Origin of the sequence: Pigmentiphaga sp. GD03639, assembly GCF_029845405.1 — a bacterium.
Taxonomy (GTDB): domain Bacteria; phylum Pseudomonadota; class Gammaproteobacteria; order Burkholderiales; family Burkholderiaceae_B; genus Pigmentiphaga; species Pigmentiphaga daeguensis.
Window position 1 is genome coordinate 113,802 of record NZ_JAOCLR010000001.1, and the last position, 14,731, is coordinate 128,532.

Annotated in this window: 15 protein-coding genes; 9 read left to right on the top strand and 6 right to left on the bottom strand. The window is 67.4% G+C overall.

Features of this window, described 5'->3' with window-relative positions; genetic code table 11:
• Window positions 1–15: 15 nt before the first annotated feature.
• Window positions 16–423: a DoxX family protein gene (locus tag N5K27_RS00545; protein ID WP_087840985.1), complete on the top strand. Its 408-nt coding sequence runs from the start codon at window positions 16–18 to the stop codon at window positions 421–423.
• Here N5K27_RS00545 and N5K27_RS00550 read toward each other — a convergent pair whose 3' ends face one another.
• Window positions 424–1,383, bottom strand: a complete 960-nt coding sequence (locus tag N5K27_RS00550) for a CysB family HTH-type transcriptional regulator (RefSeq protein WP_279813689.1) — start codon at window positions 1,381–1,383, stop codon at window positions 424–426. It abuts the gene before it with no gap.
• A gap of 292 nt (window positions 1,384–1,675) precedes the next feature.
• Here N5K27_RS00550 and N5K27_RS00555 point away from each other — a divergent pair, with 292 nt between their 5' ends.
• From N5K27_RS00555 to N5K27_RS00585, 7 genes are read left to right on the top strand one after another with little or no spacing between them, the layout of a single operon-like run.
• Window positions 1,676–2,653, top strand: a complete 978-nt coding sequence (locus N5K27_RS00555; RefSeq protein ID WP_243724631.1) for a sulfate ABC transporter substrate-binding protein — start codon at window positions 1,676–1,678, stop codon at window positions 2,651–2,653.
• Between the two features lie 23 nt (window positions 2,654–2,676).
• Window positions 2,677–3,540, top strand: coding sequence for a sulfate ABC transporter permease subunit CysT (gene cysT, locus N5K27_RS00560; protein WP_243724632.1), 864 nt, complete (start codon window positions 2,677–2,679; stop codon window positions 3,538–3,540).
• Window positions 3,537–4,436 carry a sulfate ABC transporter permease subunit CysW gene (cysW, locus tag N5K27_RS00565; protein WP_279813691.1) on the top strand — a complete coding sequence of 300 codons (900 nt, stop codon included), beginning with the start codon at window positions 3,537–3,539 and terminating at the stop codon, window positions 4,434–4,436. The genes cysT and cysW overlap by 4 nt, the downstream gene beginning before the upstream one ends.
• 22 nt (window positions 4,437–4,458) lie before the next feature.
• Window positions 4,459–5,517, top strand: coding sequence for a sulfate ABC transporter ATP-binding protein (locus N5K27_RS00570; protein WP_087840989.1), 1,059 nt, complete (start codon window positions 4,459–4,461; stop codon window positions 5,515–5,517).
• 12 nt (window positions 5,518–5,529) lie between these two features.
• The gene (locus N5K27_RS00575) at window positions 5,530–6,267 is read left to right on the top strand and encodes a phosphoadenylyl-sulfate reductase (RefSeq protein ID WP_243724623.1); all 738 of its coding nucleotides are present in this window, start codon (window positions 5,530–5,532) and stop codon (window positions 6,265–6,267) included.
• 3 nt (window positions 6,268–6,270) lie between these two features.
• Window positions 6,271–7,185, top strand: a complete 915-nt coding sequence (cysD, locus tag N5K27_RS00580; protein WP_087840991.1) for a sulfate adenylyltransferase subunit CysD — start codon at window positions 6,271–6,273, stop codon at window positions 7,183–7,185.
• On the top strand, window positions 7,185–8,507 hold the full coding sequence (locus tag N5K27_RS00585; RefSeq protein WP_087840992.1) for a GTP-binding protein: 1,323 nt from the start codon (window positions 7,185–7,187) through the stop codon (window positions 8,505–8,507). The genes cysD and N5K27_RS00585 overlap by 1 nt, the downstream gene beginning before the upstream one ends.
• Window positions 8,508–8,599: 92 nt before the next feature.
• On the opposite strand, the gene N5K27_RS00590 is transcribed toward N5K27_RS00585, so the two are convergent.
• Genes N5K27_RS00590 through N5K27_RS00605 form a run of 4 tightly spaced genes read right to left on the bottom strand, consistent with a single transcriptional unit; the run spans window position 8,600 to window position 12,854 of the window.
• The gene (locus tag N5K27_RS00590; RefSeq protein WP_347944139.1) at window positions 8,600–8,989 is read right to left on the bottom strand and encodes a YbaN family protein; all 390 of its coding nucleotides are present in this window, start codon (window positions 8,987–8,989) and stop codon (window positions 8,600–8,602) included.
• Entirely contained in the window at window positions 8,986–11,130 is a 2,145-nt protein-coding gene (locus N5K27_RS00595) for an ATP-dependent helicase (RefSeq protein WP_087840994.1), read from the bottom strand. The genes N5K27_RS00590 and N5K27_RS00595 overlap by 4 nt, the downstream gene beginning before the upstream one ends.
• Before the next feature lie 30 nt (window positions 11,131–11,160).
• Complete coding sequence (locus N5K27_RS00600) at window positions 11,161–11,886, bottom strand: SDR family NAD(P)-dependent oxidoreductase (RefSeq protein WP_279814216.1); 726 nt, start codon at window positions 11,884–11,886, stop codon at window positions 11,161–11,163.
• Window positions 11,865–12,854, bottom strand: coding sequence for a tripartite tricarboxylate transporter substrate binding protein (locus N5K27_RS00605; RefSeq protein WP_279813701.1), 990 nt, complete (start codon window positions 12,852–12,854; stop codon window positions 11,865–11,867). The genes N5K27_RS00600 and N5K27_RS00605 overlap by 22 nt, the downstream gene beginning before the upstream one ends.
• A gap of 201 nt (window positions 12,855–13,055) precedes the next feature.
• Here N5K27_RS00605 and N5K27_RS00610 point away from each other — a divergent pair, with 201 nt between their 5' ends.
• Window positions 13,056–13,757, top strand: coding sequence for a GntR family transcriptional regulator (locus N5K27_RS00610; protein ID WP_087840996.1), 702 nt, complete (start codon window positions 13,056–13,058; stop codon window positions 13,755–13,757).
• Window positions 13,758–13,796: 39 nt separating this feature from the next.
• Here the strand turns inward: N5K27_RS00610 and N5K27_RS00615 are convergent, their stop codons facing one another.
• Window positions 13,797–14,663, bottom strand: coding sequence for an alpha/beta hydrolase (locus tag N5K27_RS00615; RefSeq protein WP_279813707.1), 867 nt, complete (start codon window positions 14,661–14,663; stop codon window positions 13,797–13,799).
• Window positions 14,664–14,731 lie beyond the last annotated feature (68 nt).

The window sequence follows — 14,731 nt, forward strand, 5'->3', positions numbered from 1 at the left end:
TTCGACAGGACTCCCATGCTCCAGACCGCCGACGATCTCGGAAAACTCCTGCTGCGCGTGGTCGTAGGGGTGCTCATGCTCATGCATGGCATTCCGAAGGTCATCGGCGGCATCGGCTTCGTGAAGGGGCTCGTCGCCTCGCACGGGTTGCCCGCCTTCCTCGCCTATTTCGTCTACGTGGGCGAGATCGTCGCCCCCATCCTGCTGCTCGTGGGGCTGTACAGCCGGCTCGGCGGCCTGCTGGTCGCCATCAACATGGTCGTGGCCATCGCGCTCGCCCACTCCAACCAGGTATTCACCGTGGCCAAGAACGGGGCCTGGACGCTGGAGCTCCAGGGACTCTACCTTTGCGGCGGCCTGGTCATCGCGCTGATCGGCGCCGGCCGCTTCAGCGCCGGCGGCAAGGGCGGCACCCTGAACTGATCAGGCGCCCGCCGGCTCGGGCTGGCGCGCCGCGGCCGCGTCCTCGTCCTGTTGCGCGGTGATCGTGTTGCGGTCCAGGTGCGGTGCGAACATCTCGATGAAGGCAATCGCGAAATTGCGCAGGTAGGCGCCGCGGCGCACCGCCAGGCGCGTCATGTTCGAGGCGAACAGATGGTCGGCCGCCAGCGACCGCAGCTTGGTGTCTTCCTCGCTGTCGTAGGCCATGGCGGCGATGATGCCTATGCCCAGGCCCGCCGATACATAGGTCTTGATCACGTCGGCGTCCATCGCCGTCAGCACGATGTCCGGCACGATCGAGGCGCGCGAGAAGGCCTCGTCGATGTGCGAGCGGCCGGTCAGACCCGTGTCGTAGGTGATCAGAGGATGCCGGGCCAGTTCCTCGACCGTGGGCCGCTCGCGCGCCAGGATGGGATGCCCTGGCGGCGCGACGATGACGTGGTTCCACCGGTAGCCGGCGAAGGTCGACAACCTGCCGTCGGCCTGCAGCCCTTCGGTGGCGATGCCGATGTCGGCCTGGCCGCTGGCCACCCATTCGGCGATGTGCAGGGGCGAGCCCTGCTGCAGGTTCAGGTGGACCTGGGGAAAATTGCGCCGGAACGCCTGCACGACCACCGGCAGCGCGTAGCGGGCCTGCGTATGGGTCGTTGCGATGGTCAGCCGGCCCTGGTCGCGGGCGCTGAATTCCTGGGCCGCGCGCTTGAGGTTCTCCTGTTCGAGCAGCAGGCGTTCGATGATCGTGACGATTTCCTTGCCCGGCTCGGTCAGCCCGGTCAGGCGCTTGCCGGCGCGCTCGAAGATCGTCGTACCCAGTTCATCCTCCAGCTCGCGTATCTGGCGGCTGACGCCCGGCTGCGAGGTGTACAGGGTGTTGGCAACCTCGGTCAGGTTGAAATTGCGGCGCAGGGCTTCGCGGACGGAGCGCAGTTGCTGGAAATTCAAGGTGGTTCTCCTGCTCGGGCCGGCGCGACGGAGGCCGGCGGCGATCATCCATGTTGCGTCGCAAACAAAAAAATCAGAACGAAAATTTGAAAATGATCTAATGCGCGTCCGGGCATAACGGCGTATTTGTTCTGTGCCGGGGCGGGTTTATACCGGTCGGAAATAAGTAACCATCCAAGATGTCGTTCCCAAGCATGGGGCTTGTGACCGACCATGCATTCCTCGAAAAGATGGAATGGAGCCTCGGATGGCCGGATTGCTGGGAAGGACCCTGGGTGTCGCCGTGCTGGCCATGGCGGCCGCCGTGTCGCCTGTTGCGGCACAGCAGAAGCAGACCCTGCTGAACGTTTCCTATGATCCGACGCGCGAGCTGTACAAGGATCTGGACAAGGCGTTCGCGGCCGAATACAAGAAAAAGGCCGGCGTGGACCTGACCATCCGCCAGTCGCATGGCGGTTCCGGTGCGCAGGCGCGCTCGGTCATCGACGGCCTGGACGCCGACGTGGTCACGCTGGCCCTGGCTTATGACATCGATGCCCTGCACGCGCGCGGCAACCTGCTGCCCGCCGATTGGCAGAAGCGGCTGCCGCAGAACAGCTCGCCGTATACCTCGACCATCGTGTTCCTGGTGCGCAAAGGCAACCCGAAGGGCATCAAGGACTGGGGCGACCTGATCAAGCCCGGCGTCTCGGTCATCACGCCCAATCCCAAGACCTCGGGCGGCGCGCGCTGGAACTACCTGGCGGCCTGGGCCTATGCCCTGAAGCAGCCGGGCGGCAGCGAGGCCAAGGCGCGCGAGTTCATCGCCGAGCTGTTCAAGCACGTGCCGGTGCTCGACAGCGGCGCGCGCGGCGCCACCACGACCTTCGTCGAACGCGGCCAGGGCGACGTGCTGCTGGCCTGGGAGAACGAGGCGCTGTTGTCGCTGAAGGAACTGGGGCCGGACAAGTTCGACATCGTCGCGCCCTCGCTGTCCATCCTGTGCGAGCCGCCCGTGGCCGTGGTCGACAAGAACGTCGACAAGAAAGGCACGCGCCAGGCCGCGCAGGCCTACCTGGAGTACCTGTACACCAAGGACGCGCAGGAGATCATCGCCAGGAACTACTACCGTCCCCGCAATCCCGAGGTGGCCGCCAAGTACGCCTCGGCGTTCCCCAAGGTCAACCTGATCACGATCGATGACGTCTTCGGCGGCTGGCAGAAGGCCCAGAAGACCCACTTCGAGGATGGCGGCACGTTCGATCAGCTCTACCAGCCGGGCAAGCGTTGAAGGCCTCCATTTCCACTCTCGGCATCCTGCACCCGCCGCTGGCCAGGCCCGGGCGGGCGCGGCGCTTCGGCGTGCTGCCCGGGTTCGGGCTGAGCATGGGCTTCACCGTGTTCTACCTGAGCCTGATCGTGCTGATCCCGCTGTCCACGCTGTTCTTCAAGAGCGCGACCCTGGACTGGGAGACGTTCTGGACGGCGGTGACCGCGCCCCGCGTGCTGGCATCGTACCGGCTGACTTTCGGCGCCGCGCTGCTGGCGGCGCTGGTCAACCTGGTGGCCGGGCTGGCCGTGGCCTGGACGCTGGTGCGCTACGAGTTCCCGGGCAAGAAGATCGTCGACGCGCTGGTGGACCTGCCGTTCGCGCTGCCGACCGCGGTGGCGGGCATCGCCCTGACCGCGCTGTATGCCTCGAACGGATGGATGGGCCGCTGGCTGGAGCCGCTGGGCATCAAGGTGGCCTATACGCCGCTGGGCGTGGTCGTGGCGCTGATCTTCATCGGTCTGCCGTTCGTGGTCCGGACGGTGCAGCCGGTGCTGGAGGACGCCGAGCGCGAACTGGAGGAGGCCGCGGCCAGCCTGGGCGCCAGCCGCCTGCAGACCTTCCTGAAGGTCCTCCTGCCCACGATCCTGCCGGCCTTGCTGACCGGCTTCGCGCTGGCCTTCGCGCGGGCCGTGGGCGAGTACGGCTCGGTGGTCTTCATCGCCGGCAACATGCCCATGGTGTCCGAGATCACGCCGCTGCTCATCATCACCAAGCTCGAACAGTACGACTATGCCGGCGCGGCCTCGATCGCCCTGGTCATGTTGCTGCTGTCCTTCGTGCTGCTGCTGTTCATCAACCTGCTGCAATGGTGGCAGGCGCGGCGCGGCCTGGGGAAGAACCTATGAGCAACTCCATCCGGCCCGTCCACCTCGATGAACCCGCCTGGGTGCGGCGCCTGCTGCTCGTGGTGTCGCTGGGCTTTCTCGCGCTGTTCCTGCTGCTGCCGCTGGCGGTGGTGTTCTCCGAGGCGCTGAAGAAGGGCTGGGAGCTGTATGCGCAAGCCCTGGTCGAGCCCGACGCGCTGGCCGCGATCCGGCTGACGCTGCTGGTGGCGGCCATCGCCGTGCCGCTGAACCTGGCGCTGGGCGTGGCGGCGGCCTGGGCCATCACCAAGTTCCAGTTCCGCGGCAAGCAGGCGCTGGTCACGCTGATCGACCTGCCGTTCTCGGTCTCGCCGGTGGTCGCGGGATTGATCTATGTGCTGCTGTTCGGCTCGCACGGCTGGCTGGGACCGCTGCTCAAGGCCTACGACCTGAAGGTGGTCTACGCCGTTCCCGGCGTGGTGCTGGCCACGCTGTTCGTGACTTTCCCGTTCGTCGCCCGCGAGCTGATTCCGCTCATGCAGGCCCAGGGCAGCGAGGAAGAACAGGCGGCGCTTACCCTGGGCGCCTCCGGCTGGCAGATGTTCCGCCGCGTGACGCTGCCCAACATCAAATGGGGCCTCTTGTACGGGGTGATTCTGTGTAACGCCCGGGCCATGGGAGAATTCGGCGCGGTATCGGTGGTGTCGGGCCATGTCCGCGGCCTGACCAACACCATTCCGTTGCACGTGGAAATCCTCTACAACGAATATGCCTATCAAGCCTCGTTCGCGGTTGCCTCGGTGCTCGCGCTGCTGGCCCTGGTCACGCTGGTCCTCAAGAGCGTGGTCGAGTGGCGCGGCGGCCGGCAACTCAAGGACCAGGCGCTCCCCTCCGAATTTCCAGGCGCCGCGCCGTTGCAACTGAAGGTGGCCGGCTGACCGTCCCGGGAAGGTAAAAGACATGAGTATCGAAGTTCGTCATCTCTCCAAGCGTTTCGGAAACTTCCATGCCCTCAAGGATGTGTCCCTGCACATCGAGTCGGGCGAGCTGGTCGCGCTGCTCGGGCCGTCGGGCTGCGGCAAGACGACCCTGCTGCGCATCATCGCCGGGCTCGAGACGCCCGACGAGGGCAGCGTCTATTTCTCGGGTGAAGACGCCACCGACGTGCACGTGCGCGAACGCCAGGTCGGCTTCGTGTTCCAGCACTACGCGCTGTTCCGCCACATGACCGTGTTCGAGAACGTCGCCTTCGGCCTGCGCGTCAAGCCGCGCGGGCAACGCCCGTCCGAGGCGCAGATCAAGGACAAGGTCCACCAGTTGCTGAACCTGGTCCAGCTGGACTGGCTGGCCGACCGCTATCCCTCGCAGCTGTCGGGCGGGCAGCGCCAGCGTATCGCGCTGGCGCGGGCGCTGGCCGTCGAGCCGCGGGTGCTGCTGCTGGACGAGCCGTTCGGCGCGCTGGACGCCAAGGTGCGCAAGGAACTGCGCCGCTGGCTGCGACGCCTGCACGATGAACTGCACGTGGCCAGCGTGTTCGTCACCCACGACCAGGAAGAGGCGCTGGAGGTGGCCGACCGGGTGGTCCTGATGAACGCGGGCCGCATCGAGCAGGTGGGCACGCCCACCGAGGTCTGGGAACGGCCCGCCACGCCTTTCGTCTATGGTTTCCTGGGGGACGTCAACCAGTTCCACGGGCAGGCCCATGCCGGCGTGCTGCACGCGGACGGGCTGACCATTCCCACGCCGGACCTGGCCGACGCCCAGCATGCCAAGGCCACGGCCTACATCCGGCCGCACGAATTCGACGTGCAGCGCTACAGCGATGGCGACATCGGCCTGGTCACCACGTTCAACCGCGCCTACCTGTCGGGGCCCAGCGCCTACCTGGAACTCACCCGCCAGGGGTCGGACCAGCCGGTCGAGGTGGAACTGCCCGCCGAGGTCTTCCGCCAGCTCGACCTGAAGGGCGGCGAGGCGCTGGTCGTCAAGCCGCGCAACGCGCAAGTCTTTCTTACCTGAGCCATGGCCGCCGTGACCACTTCTTCCTTCCCGTCGCAACGCTGGTCCGAACTGGTCGACCGGCTGGGCGGCATCGCCCGCGCGCATGCCGACGTGGCGCTGGCCTCGTCGCTGGCCGCCGAGGACATGCTGTTGACCCATGCCATCCTGGATGGCGGGTTGGCCATCGAGATCTTCACGCTGGACACCGGCAGGCTCAACGCCGAGACCGTCGCGATGGTCGACCGCATCGCGGGGCGCTACGGCCGCGGCATCGGTGTCGTGCGGCCCGATCCGGCCGCCGTCGAGCGCTACGTTTCCACCCATGGCCTGAACGCCTTCTACGAAAGCGTCGAGCTGCGCAAGGCCTGCTGCGAGATCCGCAAGGTCGAGCCGCTGCGGCGCGTGCTGGCGGGCCGCAGCGCCTGGATCACGGGGCAGCGGCGCGAACAGGCGGTGACCCGCGGTGAACTGCCGCTGGACGAACCCGATCCCGTGTTCGGGCTGCACAAGTACAACCCGCTCGCGCTGTGGACCCAGGAGGAAGTCTGGGCCGCCATCCGCGCGCTGGACATTCCCTACAACCCGCTGCACGACCGGGGTTATCCCTCGATCGGCTGCGAACCCTGTACCCGCGCCATCCGGCCCGGCGAGGACCTGCGCGCGGGTCGCTGGTGGTGGGAATCGTCCGACTCCAAGGAGTGCGGACTGCACGCCGGCAACCTGTCGGCCATCCCGGTCTCCGTCGTCACAACCAAGCAATCAGGCTGAATCATGCCCGCTATCCTGAACACCACGCGCAGCCATCTCGACTGGCTGGAATCCGAAGCCATCTTCATCATGCGCGAAGTCGCGGCCGAGTGCGCCCGGCCCGTGCTGCTGTTTTCCGGCGGCAAGGATTCATGCGTGCTGCTCAGGCTGGCGGAGAAGGCCTTCCGGCCCGGCAAGTTCCCGTTCCCGCTGATGCACATCGATACCGGCCACAACTTCGACGAGGTCATCGCCTTTCGCGATGCCCGCGCCGCCGAGCTGGGCGAGCAACTGATCGTGCGCAGCGTCGAGGATTCCATCGCGCGCGGTTCGGTCGTGCTGCGCAAGGAGACCGATTCGCGCAACGCCGCGCAGGCCGTCACGCTGCTGGAGGCGATCGAGGAATTCGGCTTCGACGCCTGCATAGGCGGCGCCCGCCGGGACGAGGAAAAGGCGCGCGCCAAGGAACGCATCTTCTCGTTCCGCGACGAGTTCGGCCAATGGAATCCCAAGGCCCAGCGCCCCGAGGTCTGGAACCTGTACAACACGCGGGTCCACGCCGGCGAGAACATGCGCGTGTTTCCCATTTCGAACTGGACCGAGCTGGACGTGTGGCAGTACATCGCGCGCGAGAACCTCGCGCTGCCGTCGATCTACTACGCGCACCAGCGGGACGTGGTGCGGCGCAAGGGCCTGCTGGTGCCGGTGACGCCGCTCACGCCGCCACAAGAGGGCGAATCGGTCGAGAACCTGACGGTGCGTTTTCGTACGGTGGGCGACATTTCGTGCACCTGCCCGGTGGCCTCCGAGGCCGCGGATCCGCTGGCCATCATCGCCGAGACGGCGGTGACGGACATCACCGAGCGCGGCGCCACCCGCATGGACGACCAGACCTCGGAAGCCTCGATGGAGCGCCGCAAGAAGGAAGGATATTTCTGATGAACGCCATGACCGATTCCGCATTCTTTTCCGCCGCCGACAAGGGCGTGCTGCGCCTGATCACCGCCGGTTCGGTGGACGATGGGAAGTCGACGCTGATCGGCCGGCTGCTGTACGACAGCAAGGGCATCTTCGCCGACCAGCTCGACGCGATCTCGCGCGCCAAGTACAAGCGCACGGTGGGCGACACCATCGACCTGTCGCTGCTGACCGACGGCCTGGAAGCCGAGCGCGAGCAGGGCATCACGATCGACGTGGCGTACCGCTATTTCTCGACGCCGGTGCGCAAGTTCATCATCGCCGACGCCCCCGGGCACGAGCAGTACACGCGCAACATGGTGACCGGCGCATCCACGGCAGACGTCGCGATCATCCTGATCGACGCGACCCGGGCGGCGGATGGCCAACTGCTGACGCAGACCAAGCGCCACAGTACCCTGGCGCACTTGCTGGGCATCCGCCACATCGTGGTGGCGGTCAACAAGATGGACCTGGTCGAGTGGAGCCGCGAGGTGTTCGAGCGCATCCGCGAGGCCTATGCGGCGCTGGCCGCGAAGCTGGGCATCGCCGGCTTCCACGTCCTGCCGCTGTCGGCCCTGACCGGCGACAACGTCGTCGGCAAGTCCGGACGTACGCCCTGGTACCAGGGGCCGGCGCTGCTCGAACTGCTCGAGGCGCTGGATGTGCGCACGGACGCTTCCGGCAAGGCCCTGCGCTTCCCGGTGCAACTGGTCGCGCGCCATGGCGGCGACCGGGCCGACGATTTCCGTGGCTACATGGGACAGGTCGCCAGCGGCACGCTGGCCGTGGGCGACCGCGTGCTGGTCCAGCCCTCGGGCGTGGCGGCGACGGTGAAGTCGCTGGTCGTCCACGGCGGGGAGGTGGAGGCCGCCGTCGCCGGCGATTCCGTCACCGTCGTGCTGGACGAGGACGTGGACGTGTCGCGTGGCGATGTGCTGGTGCATGCGTCGGCGCCGGCGGCCGTGGCGCGGCAGTTCCAGGCCGAGATCTGCTGGCTGGATACCCAGGCCCTGAATCCCGCGCGCAAATACCTGCTCAAGCACGGTACGCGCCTGACCTCGGCCAAGATCAAGTCGGTGCTGGCGCGGCGCGACATCCACGAGCTTGGCGAGGTCCCGGCGGCCGACACGCCGTTCGCGATGAACGACATCGGCCGCGTGGAAATCGCCACCCGCGATGCGCTGGCGCTGGACGCCTACGACGACATCGCGGCCACCGGGGCATTCATCCTGATCGACGAAGCCACGCACCAGACGGCCGCGGCCGGCTTGATCCGGCTGACATCTCTCTCCGCGCACTGATTGGTATCCCAGGGCGCCGCGGATCCGGCTCTGCCGGTCCGCCAGCGCCGCCCCCTTGAGGGGGCGCCCGAAGGGCGTAGGGGGTGGGTTCCCTAGCAGTGTGGCTCGGGTCTCATCCATAGCCATATGGCCACCGTCAGCATGATGGCGGTGGACAGTCCGGCGGCCCAGCGCGGCACGGGGGCGATGAAGAGGATGGCGGCGCACAGGGCCATGGTGATGGTGGCGCTCCATTTGGCCCGGCGGCTGACGGAGCGGTCCGTGCGCCAGTTGCGGATCATGGCGCCGAAGACCGGGTGGCGTTCCAGCCAGGCCAGCAGGCGGGGCGATCCACGGGCCGCGAACCAGGCCGCCAGCAGGACGAAGACCGTGGTCGGCAGGCCCGGCACGAAGATGCCGACGATGCCCAGGGCCAGGCAGAGCAGCGCCGCCAGCAGCATCAGGCCGCGGACGACGATGCCCGAATCGGAACAGGGTTTCACGGCCGGCCCTGGCCGTCGTCGGCGCTCAGCCATTTGGCGAAGAGCCGGCGAGGCATGGCCGGCGAGATCCACCATTTCCGCTGCACGTTGTCCCACTGCGCGCCCAGTTGCTTGGCCGCATCCTTTTCTCCGTAAGGAACGTCCAGGTAGACGCGGGGCGGCGTGGCCGGTGCGGCGGCAGCGGCAGGCCGGGTGCGCGCGGCCGCGCGGGCCGCGGGCAGGTCGAGCGCGCGTATGAAATGACTGTCGTGGCCTTGCGGGGTGTACAGGAACAGCTTTTCGCTGGTCCGCGTCATGGCGACGTAGAACAGCCGGCGTTCCTCGGCCGGGTCGGCGTGCGCCTGCGGGAACTCGCCGTCGGCGATGAAGGGCATGTGCACGAAGCGCCATTCCTTGCCCTTGGCGGCGCGGGCGGTGGTCAGGACCAGCGGCTGCCGGTTCTTCTTGAGCGCGCCGCTGCGGCGCTGGGCCTGGTGCAAGTGCTCCAGCAGGCCGGTGGCATCCAGCCCCGTGGCGTCTGCATAGGAAATGAAGCCGTCGATGGAGCGGGCGACGGCCTGGGCGTCCAGCCTGTGCACGAACAGGCGGCGCGTGACGTCGGCCAGTTGCAGTTCCGCCGCCGCGTGGGTCAGCAATTCGCCGGCCGACAGCGAGGGCGCCCGGGCGATGAGATGGTCGCAGACTTCGGCGAAACGGGCGCGCCAGCGGCGAGTGGCGGGATCCACCGTTTCCTGCGCGTCCGCGGTACGGCTGAGCCGGCCGCTGTAGAAATAGCGGATGGTCTCGGGGTCGGTGGCGATGGTGCGCTCGGCATCCGCCCATTCGCTTTCCGTGTAGTCCAGGCCGGCGAACAGGCCCAGCGCACGCAGGATGGCCTTGACTTCACCACGGTCGCGCACCGGCGCCATCGACAGCCGCGCGATGTGCAGGATGCCGCGCAGCATCAGGATCTCGATGCGATCGAAATAGCTTTGGCAGCCGTCCGTGGCATAGGGCAGGTCACGCGCGATCAGCGCGTTCTCCAGGGCAATGCTCTGGTGCGCGTCGCGCAGCACCACGGCGCAATCGCCCAGGCTGCGCGCGGCGCCCGATTCGAGCAGGGCAGCGAGCGCATCCGCCACCCGGCTGCAGCAATCGTCTTCCGGTCCCGTGCCGTAGCGCACGATGTCGACTTCGGTGTCTTCGGATCGTCCGGACTGGAAGACCTGGGCCGTCAGGGCCTGCGCGCAGGCGCCCAGCGTCGGGCCGCAGCGGAACGAGCTGGTCAGCGGCAGGCGCCGCGTGCCGGGAAAGAGATGCTCGAAGGCCTCGCCCATGTAGCGGGGGTCGGCGCCGTTCCACGAATGGACGACCTGCTCCTTGTCTCCGGCGGCGATGATGCGGGTGCGAGGGCCGGTCAGCTTGCGCAGCAGGCTGATCTGGGCCGCGTTGGCGTCGTGCCATTCGTCCGCCACGACCAGCGCGGGGCAGGGCAGGGACACGATCTCGCCCAACTCGTCGGCAATGGCCAGCACGTCGGTGACGAGATCGTGTTCGCTCTGGAAGGCGAAATGACCGGCGTCGATCCGGCGCAGCCGTTCGTAGGTGCGGCAGATGGACAGCAGTCCGCGCGGCAGGTCGAGTTCTTCGGCCAGTTCCGCGTCCGATGCGTCCGCGAAGCGGGCAAAGGCCAGCGTGCCCTTGAGCCGGGACAACTGGTTGATGATGACCTCGGCGTGCAGGTTGTTCAGGTCATAGCCGTATTCCCGGTCCGCCTGCGGGTCGGCCGCCGCTTCCTCGATGGCCTCGAATACGCAGGGCCGCATGGCTTCGGCATCGGGAAGGTAATCCTCGGCGCCGTCGATCAGGCCTTGCGCCTGCCAATCGGCCAGCAGCCCCCGCGCGAACTCCGCATAGGTGGCGACCCGGATCGAGCGCGACGCACCGGCCTGCGCCAGGCGCTGGAGAAAGACCTGCCGGGCGGCCTCGGTGAACACCAGCGCCAGGATGCCGTCGGCCGGCGTGCCCTGGCGCTCGCGATGGGCCACGCATTGGGCCAGGGTCGTGGTCTTGCCCGAGCCGGCCACGGCGTCGATCAGCAGGAACTGGCCGGCTTGAGAGACGATCTGCCGCTGTTCCGGCGTCAGCAATAGGGAACTCATGGCGGGAAGTGTAAACCGCCGGCCCGGATATCAGATGCCCAGGCCACCCAGCGATTTGCCGCCGTCCACGAACAGGGTCTGACCGGTGATGAACTTCGTCGCGGGCGAGGCGAAGAACTCGATGGCGACGGCGATGTCGTCCGGCGTCGCCGGTGCCCCGCCGGGCTCCAGCGCGACGGCCTTCGCGTACTGGTCGGGCGGCATGGTGCGGGTCATCGGGGTATCGGTGAAACCGGGCGCGATCGAGTTGACCGCGATGCGGCGCGGACGCAGTTCCAGCGCCATGGCCCGGGTCAGGCCGATCACCCCGGCCTTGGATGCGACGTAGTCGGCGAAGCCGTAGCCGCCCAGCGCGCCCCGCGACGACACCGTCACGATGCGGCCGCCGGGCCGCATGCGGCGCGCGCCTTCCTGCGCGGGCACGAACACGCCCAGCAGGTTGACATCGACGGTGCGTCGGAAGTCCTCGTCGGAGATTTCGTCGAACTGGCGGGGGGTGTAGACGCCCGCCGCGCAGACGACCACGTCGACCCGGCCTTCGCCGTCCATGATGCCGGCCAAGGCCTCGCGGTCGCGCACGTCGGCCACGTAGCCTTGCGCGTCCAGCCCGAGCGCCGACAGTTCTCCTGCCGCCGCCTGGACCCGGTGTAGCCGATGCCCGAGGCGCCGCCGGTGACGTAGGCGATTTCCTTGCCGGCGGGAGGTGCGTCGTGCATGTTCTGTTCCTTCATCGCTCAGTTGGCCTGGATGCCGAATTCCTTGATGATGCGGGCGTAGCGCGTGTCGTCGGCGGCGATGCGCCGGGCCAGCGCATCGGGCGTGCCGCCCGTGGGCGTGAGCCCCATCACCGCCGCCCGGGAAACGATGTCCGGCATCTTGATGATCTCGTTCACCGCCGCGTTCAGCTTCTGCACGACCTCGGCCGGCAGCCCCCGCGGCCCCAGCAGGGCCTGCCAGGCGCCGACCTCGACGTTCTTGTAGCCCAGTTCGGCGAAGGTGGGGACGTCGGGCGCGAAGGGCGAGCGCTGCGGGTCCGCCACGGCCAGCAGGTGCAGCTTGCCGTTGGCGACATACGAGGTAATGGGGCCGAGGGTGGTGTACATCAGCGGAACCTGTCCGCCCACCAGGTCGACGATGGCCGGAGCGCTGCCGCGATACGGGATCTGGTTGATCCGGGTACCCGCCGCCTTGTCGAACAGCTCGGCCAGTATGTGCATGGGCGACCCCGCGCCGGGGCTGGCATAGCTTTGCAGCGTGCCCGCCTTCACTCCCGCCACCACGTCCTTGACCGACTTCACGCCGGATTGCTGGGAACTCGCCAGGAACAGCGACTGCGTGCCGATCTCGGCGATGGGCGTGAAGTCGGCCTGGACGCTGTAGTCGGCGCCGGTACCGGGCTTGAGGACATGGGGCACGATGGCCAGCGTGTTGGGCGCCAGCAGCAGCGTGTAGCCGTCGGCGGCGGACCGGGCGACGTAGGCGCTGCCTATCGAGCCGGCCGCGCCGCTGCGGTTCTCGACCACGACGGGGTGGCCCCATCTGGCGCTGAGCTTTTCGCCTATCCAGCGGGCCAGCACGTCGGTGTCGCCGCCCGCGGGGTAGGCGACGATGATTTTCACCGGCTTGTCGGGATAGCCGGCCGCCGCGGCGGGGGCGGACAGCGCCGCCAGGGAAACCGCCGCGGCGAAGGCGGCGAGCGTGGTGCGTCTTGCGAGATCGGTCATGGCTTTCCCTGTAGGTTCCGCGGAAATTTATACTAAGTTAGTAAAATATATTAAGTTAAAAAAATATAAATTATTTTTTCTCGTATGAATTTAAGGATAAACCCTGGCATTGGATGAGCCACCAATGAAACAAGCTCATCGGCTAAAATTTATGAATAACGCATTTTGTATATATTCAACCGACGTCGGAGCGCTACCCTCATGCGATCAGCGGAAACGCCCGCCCCCAAGGCGGCTTCGGAAACCATGTCCGAGCGGGCGTACCAGCACCTGCGCGCCGACGTGATCGCCGGCGCGCTGGCTCCCGGCCAGAAGCTCAGACTGCAGGCCTTGCAGCAGCGCTACGAGCTGGGCATCAGCCCCATACGCGAAGCCCTCATGCAGTTGTCCGGCGAAGGCCTGGTCAGCAATGACGGCCAGCGCGGCTTCAGCGTATCGCCCTTGTCCAGGGACGACATGATCGACCTGATGCACGCGCGCACCTCGATCGAGACGCTGCTGCTTCAGGATGCGATCGAACACGGCGACGACGACTGGGGGGCCGGCATCACGGCCGCCTACTACAAGCTGACGCGGGCGCGCCTGCCCCAGGATCCCAACGATCTCGTGGCGGTGGAACTGTGGGAAGCTGCCCATCGCGGGTTCCACGCCGCGCTGCTGGCCGCGGCGCGGTCGAGGTGGCTGATGCGCATCGACGAGCAATTGATCGATCATTCCGAGCGTTATCGCCGGATCCGGCTGGCCTACACATCCTCGGCGCAACAGCTCGAGGACGACGTGATGAGTGAACACGCGCAATTGATGGAAGCGGCCCTGGCCCGCAACGCCGGCCTGGCCTGCGAGCTGCTGCGCAGCCATCTGATGCGTACGGCGCAGGTGCTGGGCGAGCGCTTCGCCGAGTAGCCTGGGGCCTGCGCGAGGCGCCTTTTGGCGTGAACGATCCTAGCGGCTGGTCCGCGCCACCAGGGCCTCCAGGTGTCCATACCAGGCATGGCCAGGGTCGGCCAGCATCAGATGTGTGTCGAAGTGATCGAGGCCTTCCCAGGCGTGCAGCCCGGCGTCGGCCGGCTGGTGCTTCAGCAGTTCGTACATGCGCGTATTGGCGCCGATCACGCGTGCGCTGTCCCGCTCCCCATAACTGGCCATCATCGGCACGAGATTGCCGGCGGTCCAGCTGATGGCGCTCATGAGCGCGTCCTCGCACGGCTGTTCCAGCAGGGTGGTATACACCCGCTCCTCCAGGCTGTCGGGTTCGGGGCAGGGATGGTGCAGGTCCATGACGCCGCTGATGGGCAGGCAGCCGCGGATGTCGCCGGGCGGCACGCCCGCTCGCTCCAGGGCCCGCTTGCGCAGGGCGGCCATCGCGGCGGTGCCGCCGCCGGCCGAGTGCCCCGACAGGTAGAGATTCCGGCCATCGCCTCCCCACCGGCCCACGGTCCGCCGCAGTTCGCCCAGCAGCAGGGCCGCGTCGTCGAACGCGGCGGGCAGGCGGTGCCGGGGCGCCAGCCGGTAGGTGGGCGCGACGAACACCAGTCCCCGCCGGACCACCGCCTCGGCCATGAAGTGCACATACTCCTTGTAGCCGTTGGTCCAGCCACCGCCGTGCCAGAACACCAGCACCGGCGCGCCGCGCATGCCGGCGGCGGCGAACACGTCGTAGCGTTGCTGCGGATCGGGTCCATAGGCCAGGTCACGGGCGCGCAAGATGCCCGCATCCAGGTCGCGGGCCCATTCCAGCACCGTGTCTTCGTAGCGCTGCGCGGCGGGAAAGGGCAGGGGAGGTTGAGCGAAGAGCGGGGTGTGGTCCATGGGGTGTCCCGAGAATTTCTAATTAATTATAGAAATTATATATTTTTATGGAAAATATTTTTTGCTGA

Excerpts from the sequence above, each read along its gene's own strand:
- N5K27_RS00615 (WP_279813707.1), bottom strand. The coding sequence starts at position 14,663 with ATGGACCACACCCCGCTCTTCGCTCAACCTCCCCTGCCCTTTCCCGCC.
- N5K27_RS00595 (WP_087840994.1), bottom strand. The coding sequence starts at position 11,130 with ATGAGTTCCCTATTGCTGACGCCGGAACAGCGGCAGATCGTCTCTCAA.
- N5K27_RS00570 (WP_087840989.1), top strand. The coding sequence starts at position 4,459 with ATGAGTATCGAAGTTCGTCATCTCTCCAAGCGTTTCGGAAACTTCCAT.
- cysD (WP_087840991.1), top strand. The coding sequence starts at position 6,271 with ATGCCCGCTATCCTGAACACCACGCGCAGCCATCTCGACTGGCTGGAA.
- cysW (WP_279813691.1), top strand. The coding sequence starts at position 3,537 with ATGAGCAACTCCATCCGGCCCGTCCACCTCGATGAACCCGCCTGGGTG.
- N5K27_RS00555 (WP_243724631.1), top strand. The coding sequence starts at position 1,676 with ATGGCGGCCGCCGTGTCGCCTGTTGCGGCACAGCAGAAGCAGACCCTG.
- N5K27_RS00585 (WP_087840992.1), top strand. The coding sequence starts at position 7,185 with ATGAACGCCATGACCGATTCCGCATTCTTTTCCGCCGCCGACAAGGGC.
- N5K27_RS00610 (WP_087840996.1), top strand. The coding sequence starts at position 13,056 with ATGCGATCAGCGGAAACGCCCGCCCCCAAGGCGGCTTCGGAAACCATG.
- N5K27_RS00545 (WP_087840985.1), top strand. The coding sequence starts at position 16 with ATGCTCCAGACCGCCGACGATCTCGGAAAACTCCTGCTGCGCGTGGTC.
- N5K27_RS00605 (WP_279813701.1), bottom strand. The coding sequence starts at position 12,854 with ATGACCGATCTCGCAAGACGCACCACGCTCGCCGCCTTCGCCGCGGCG.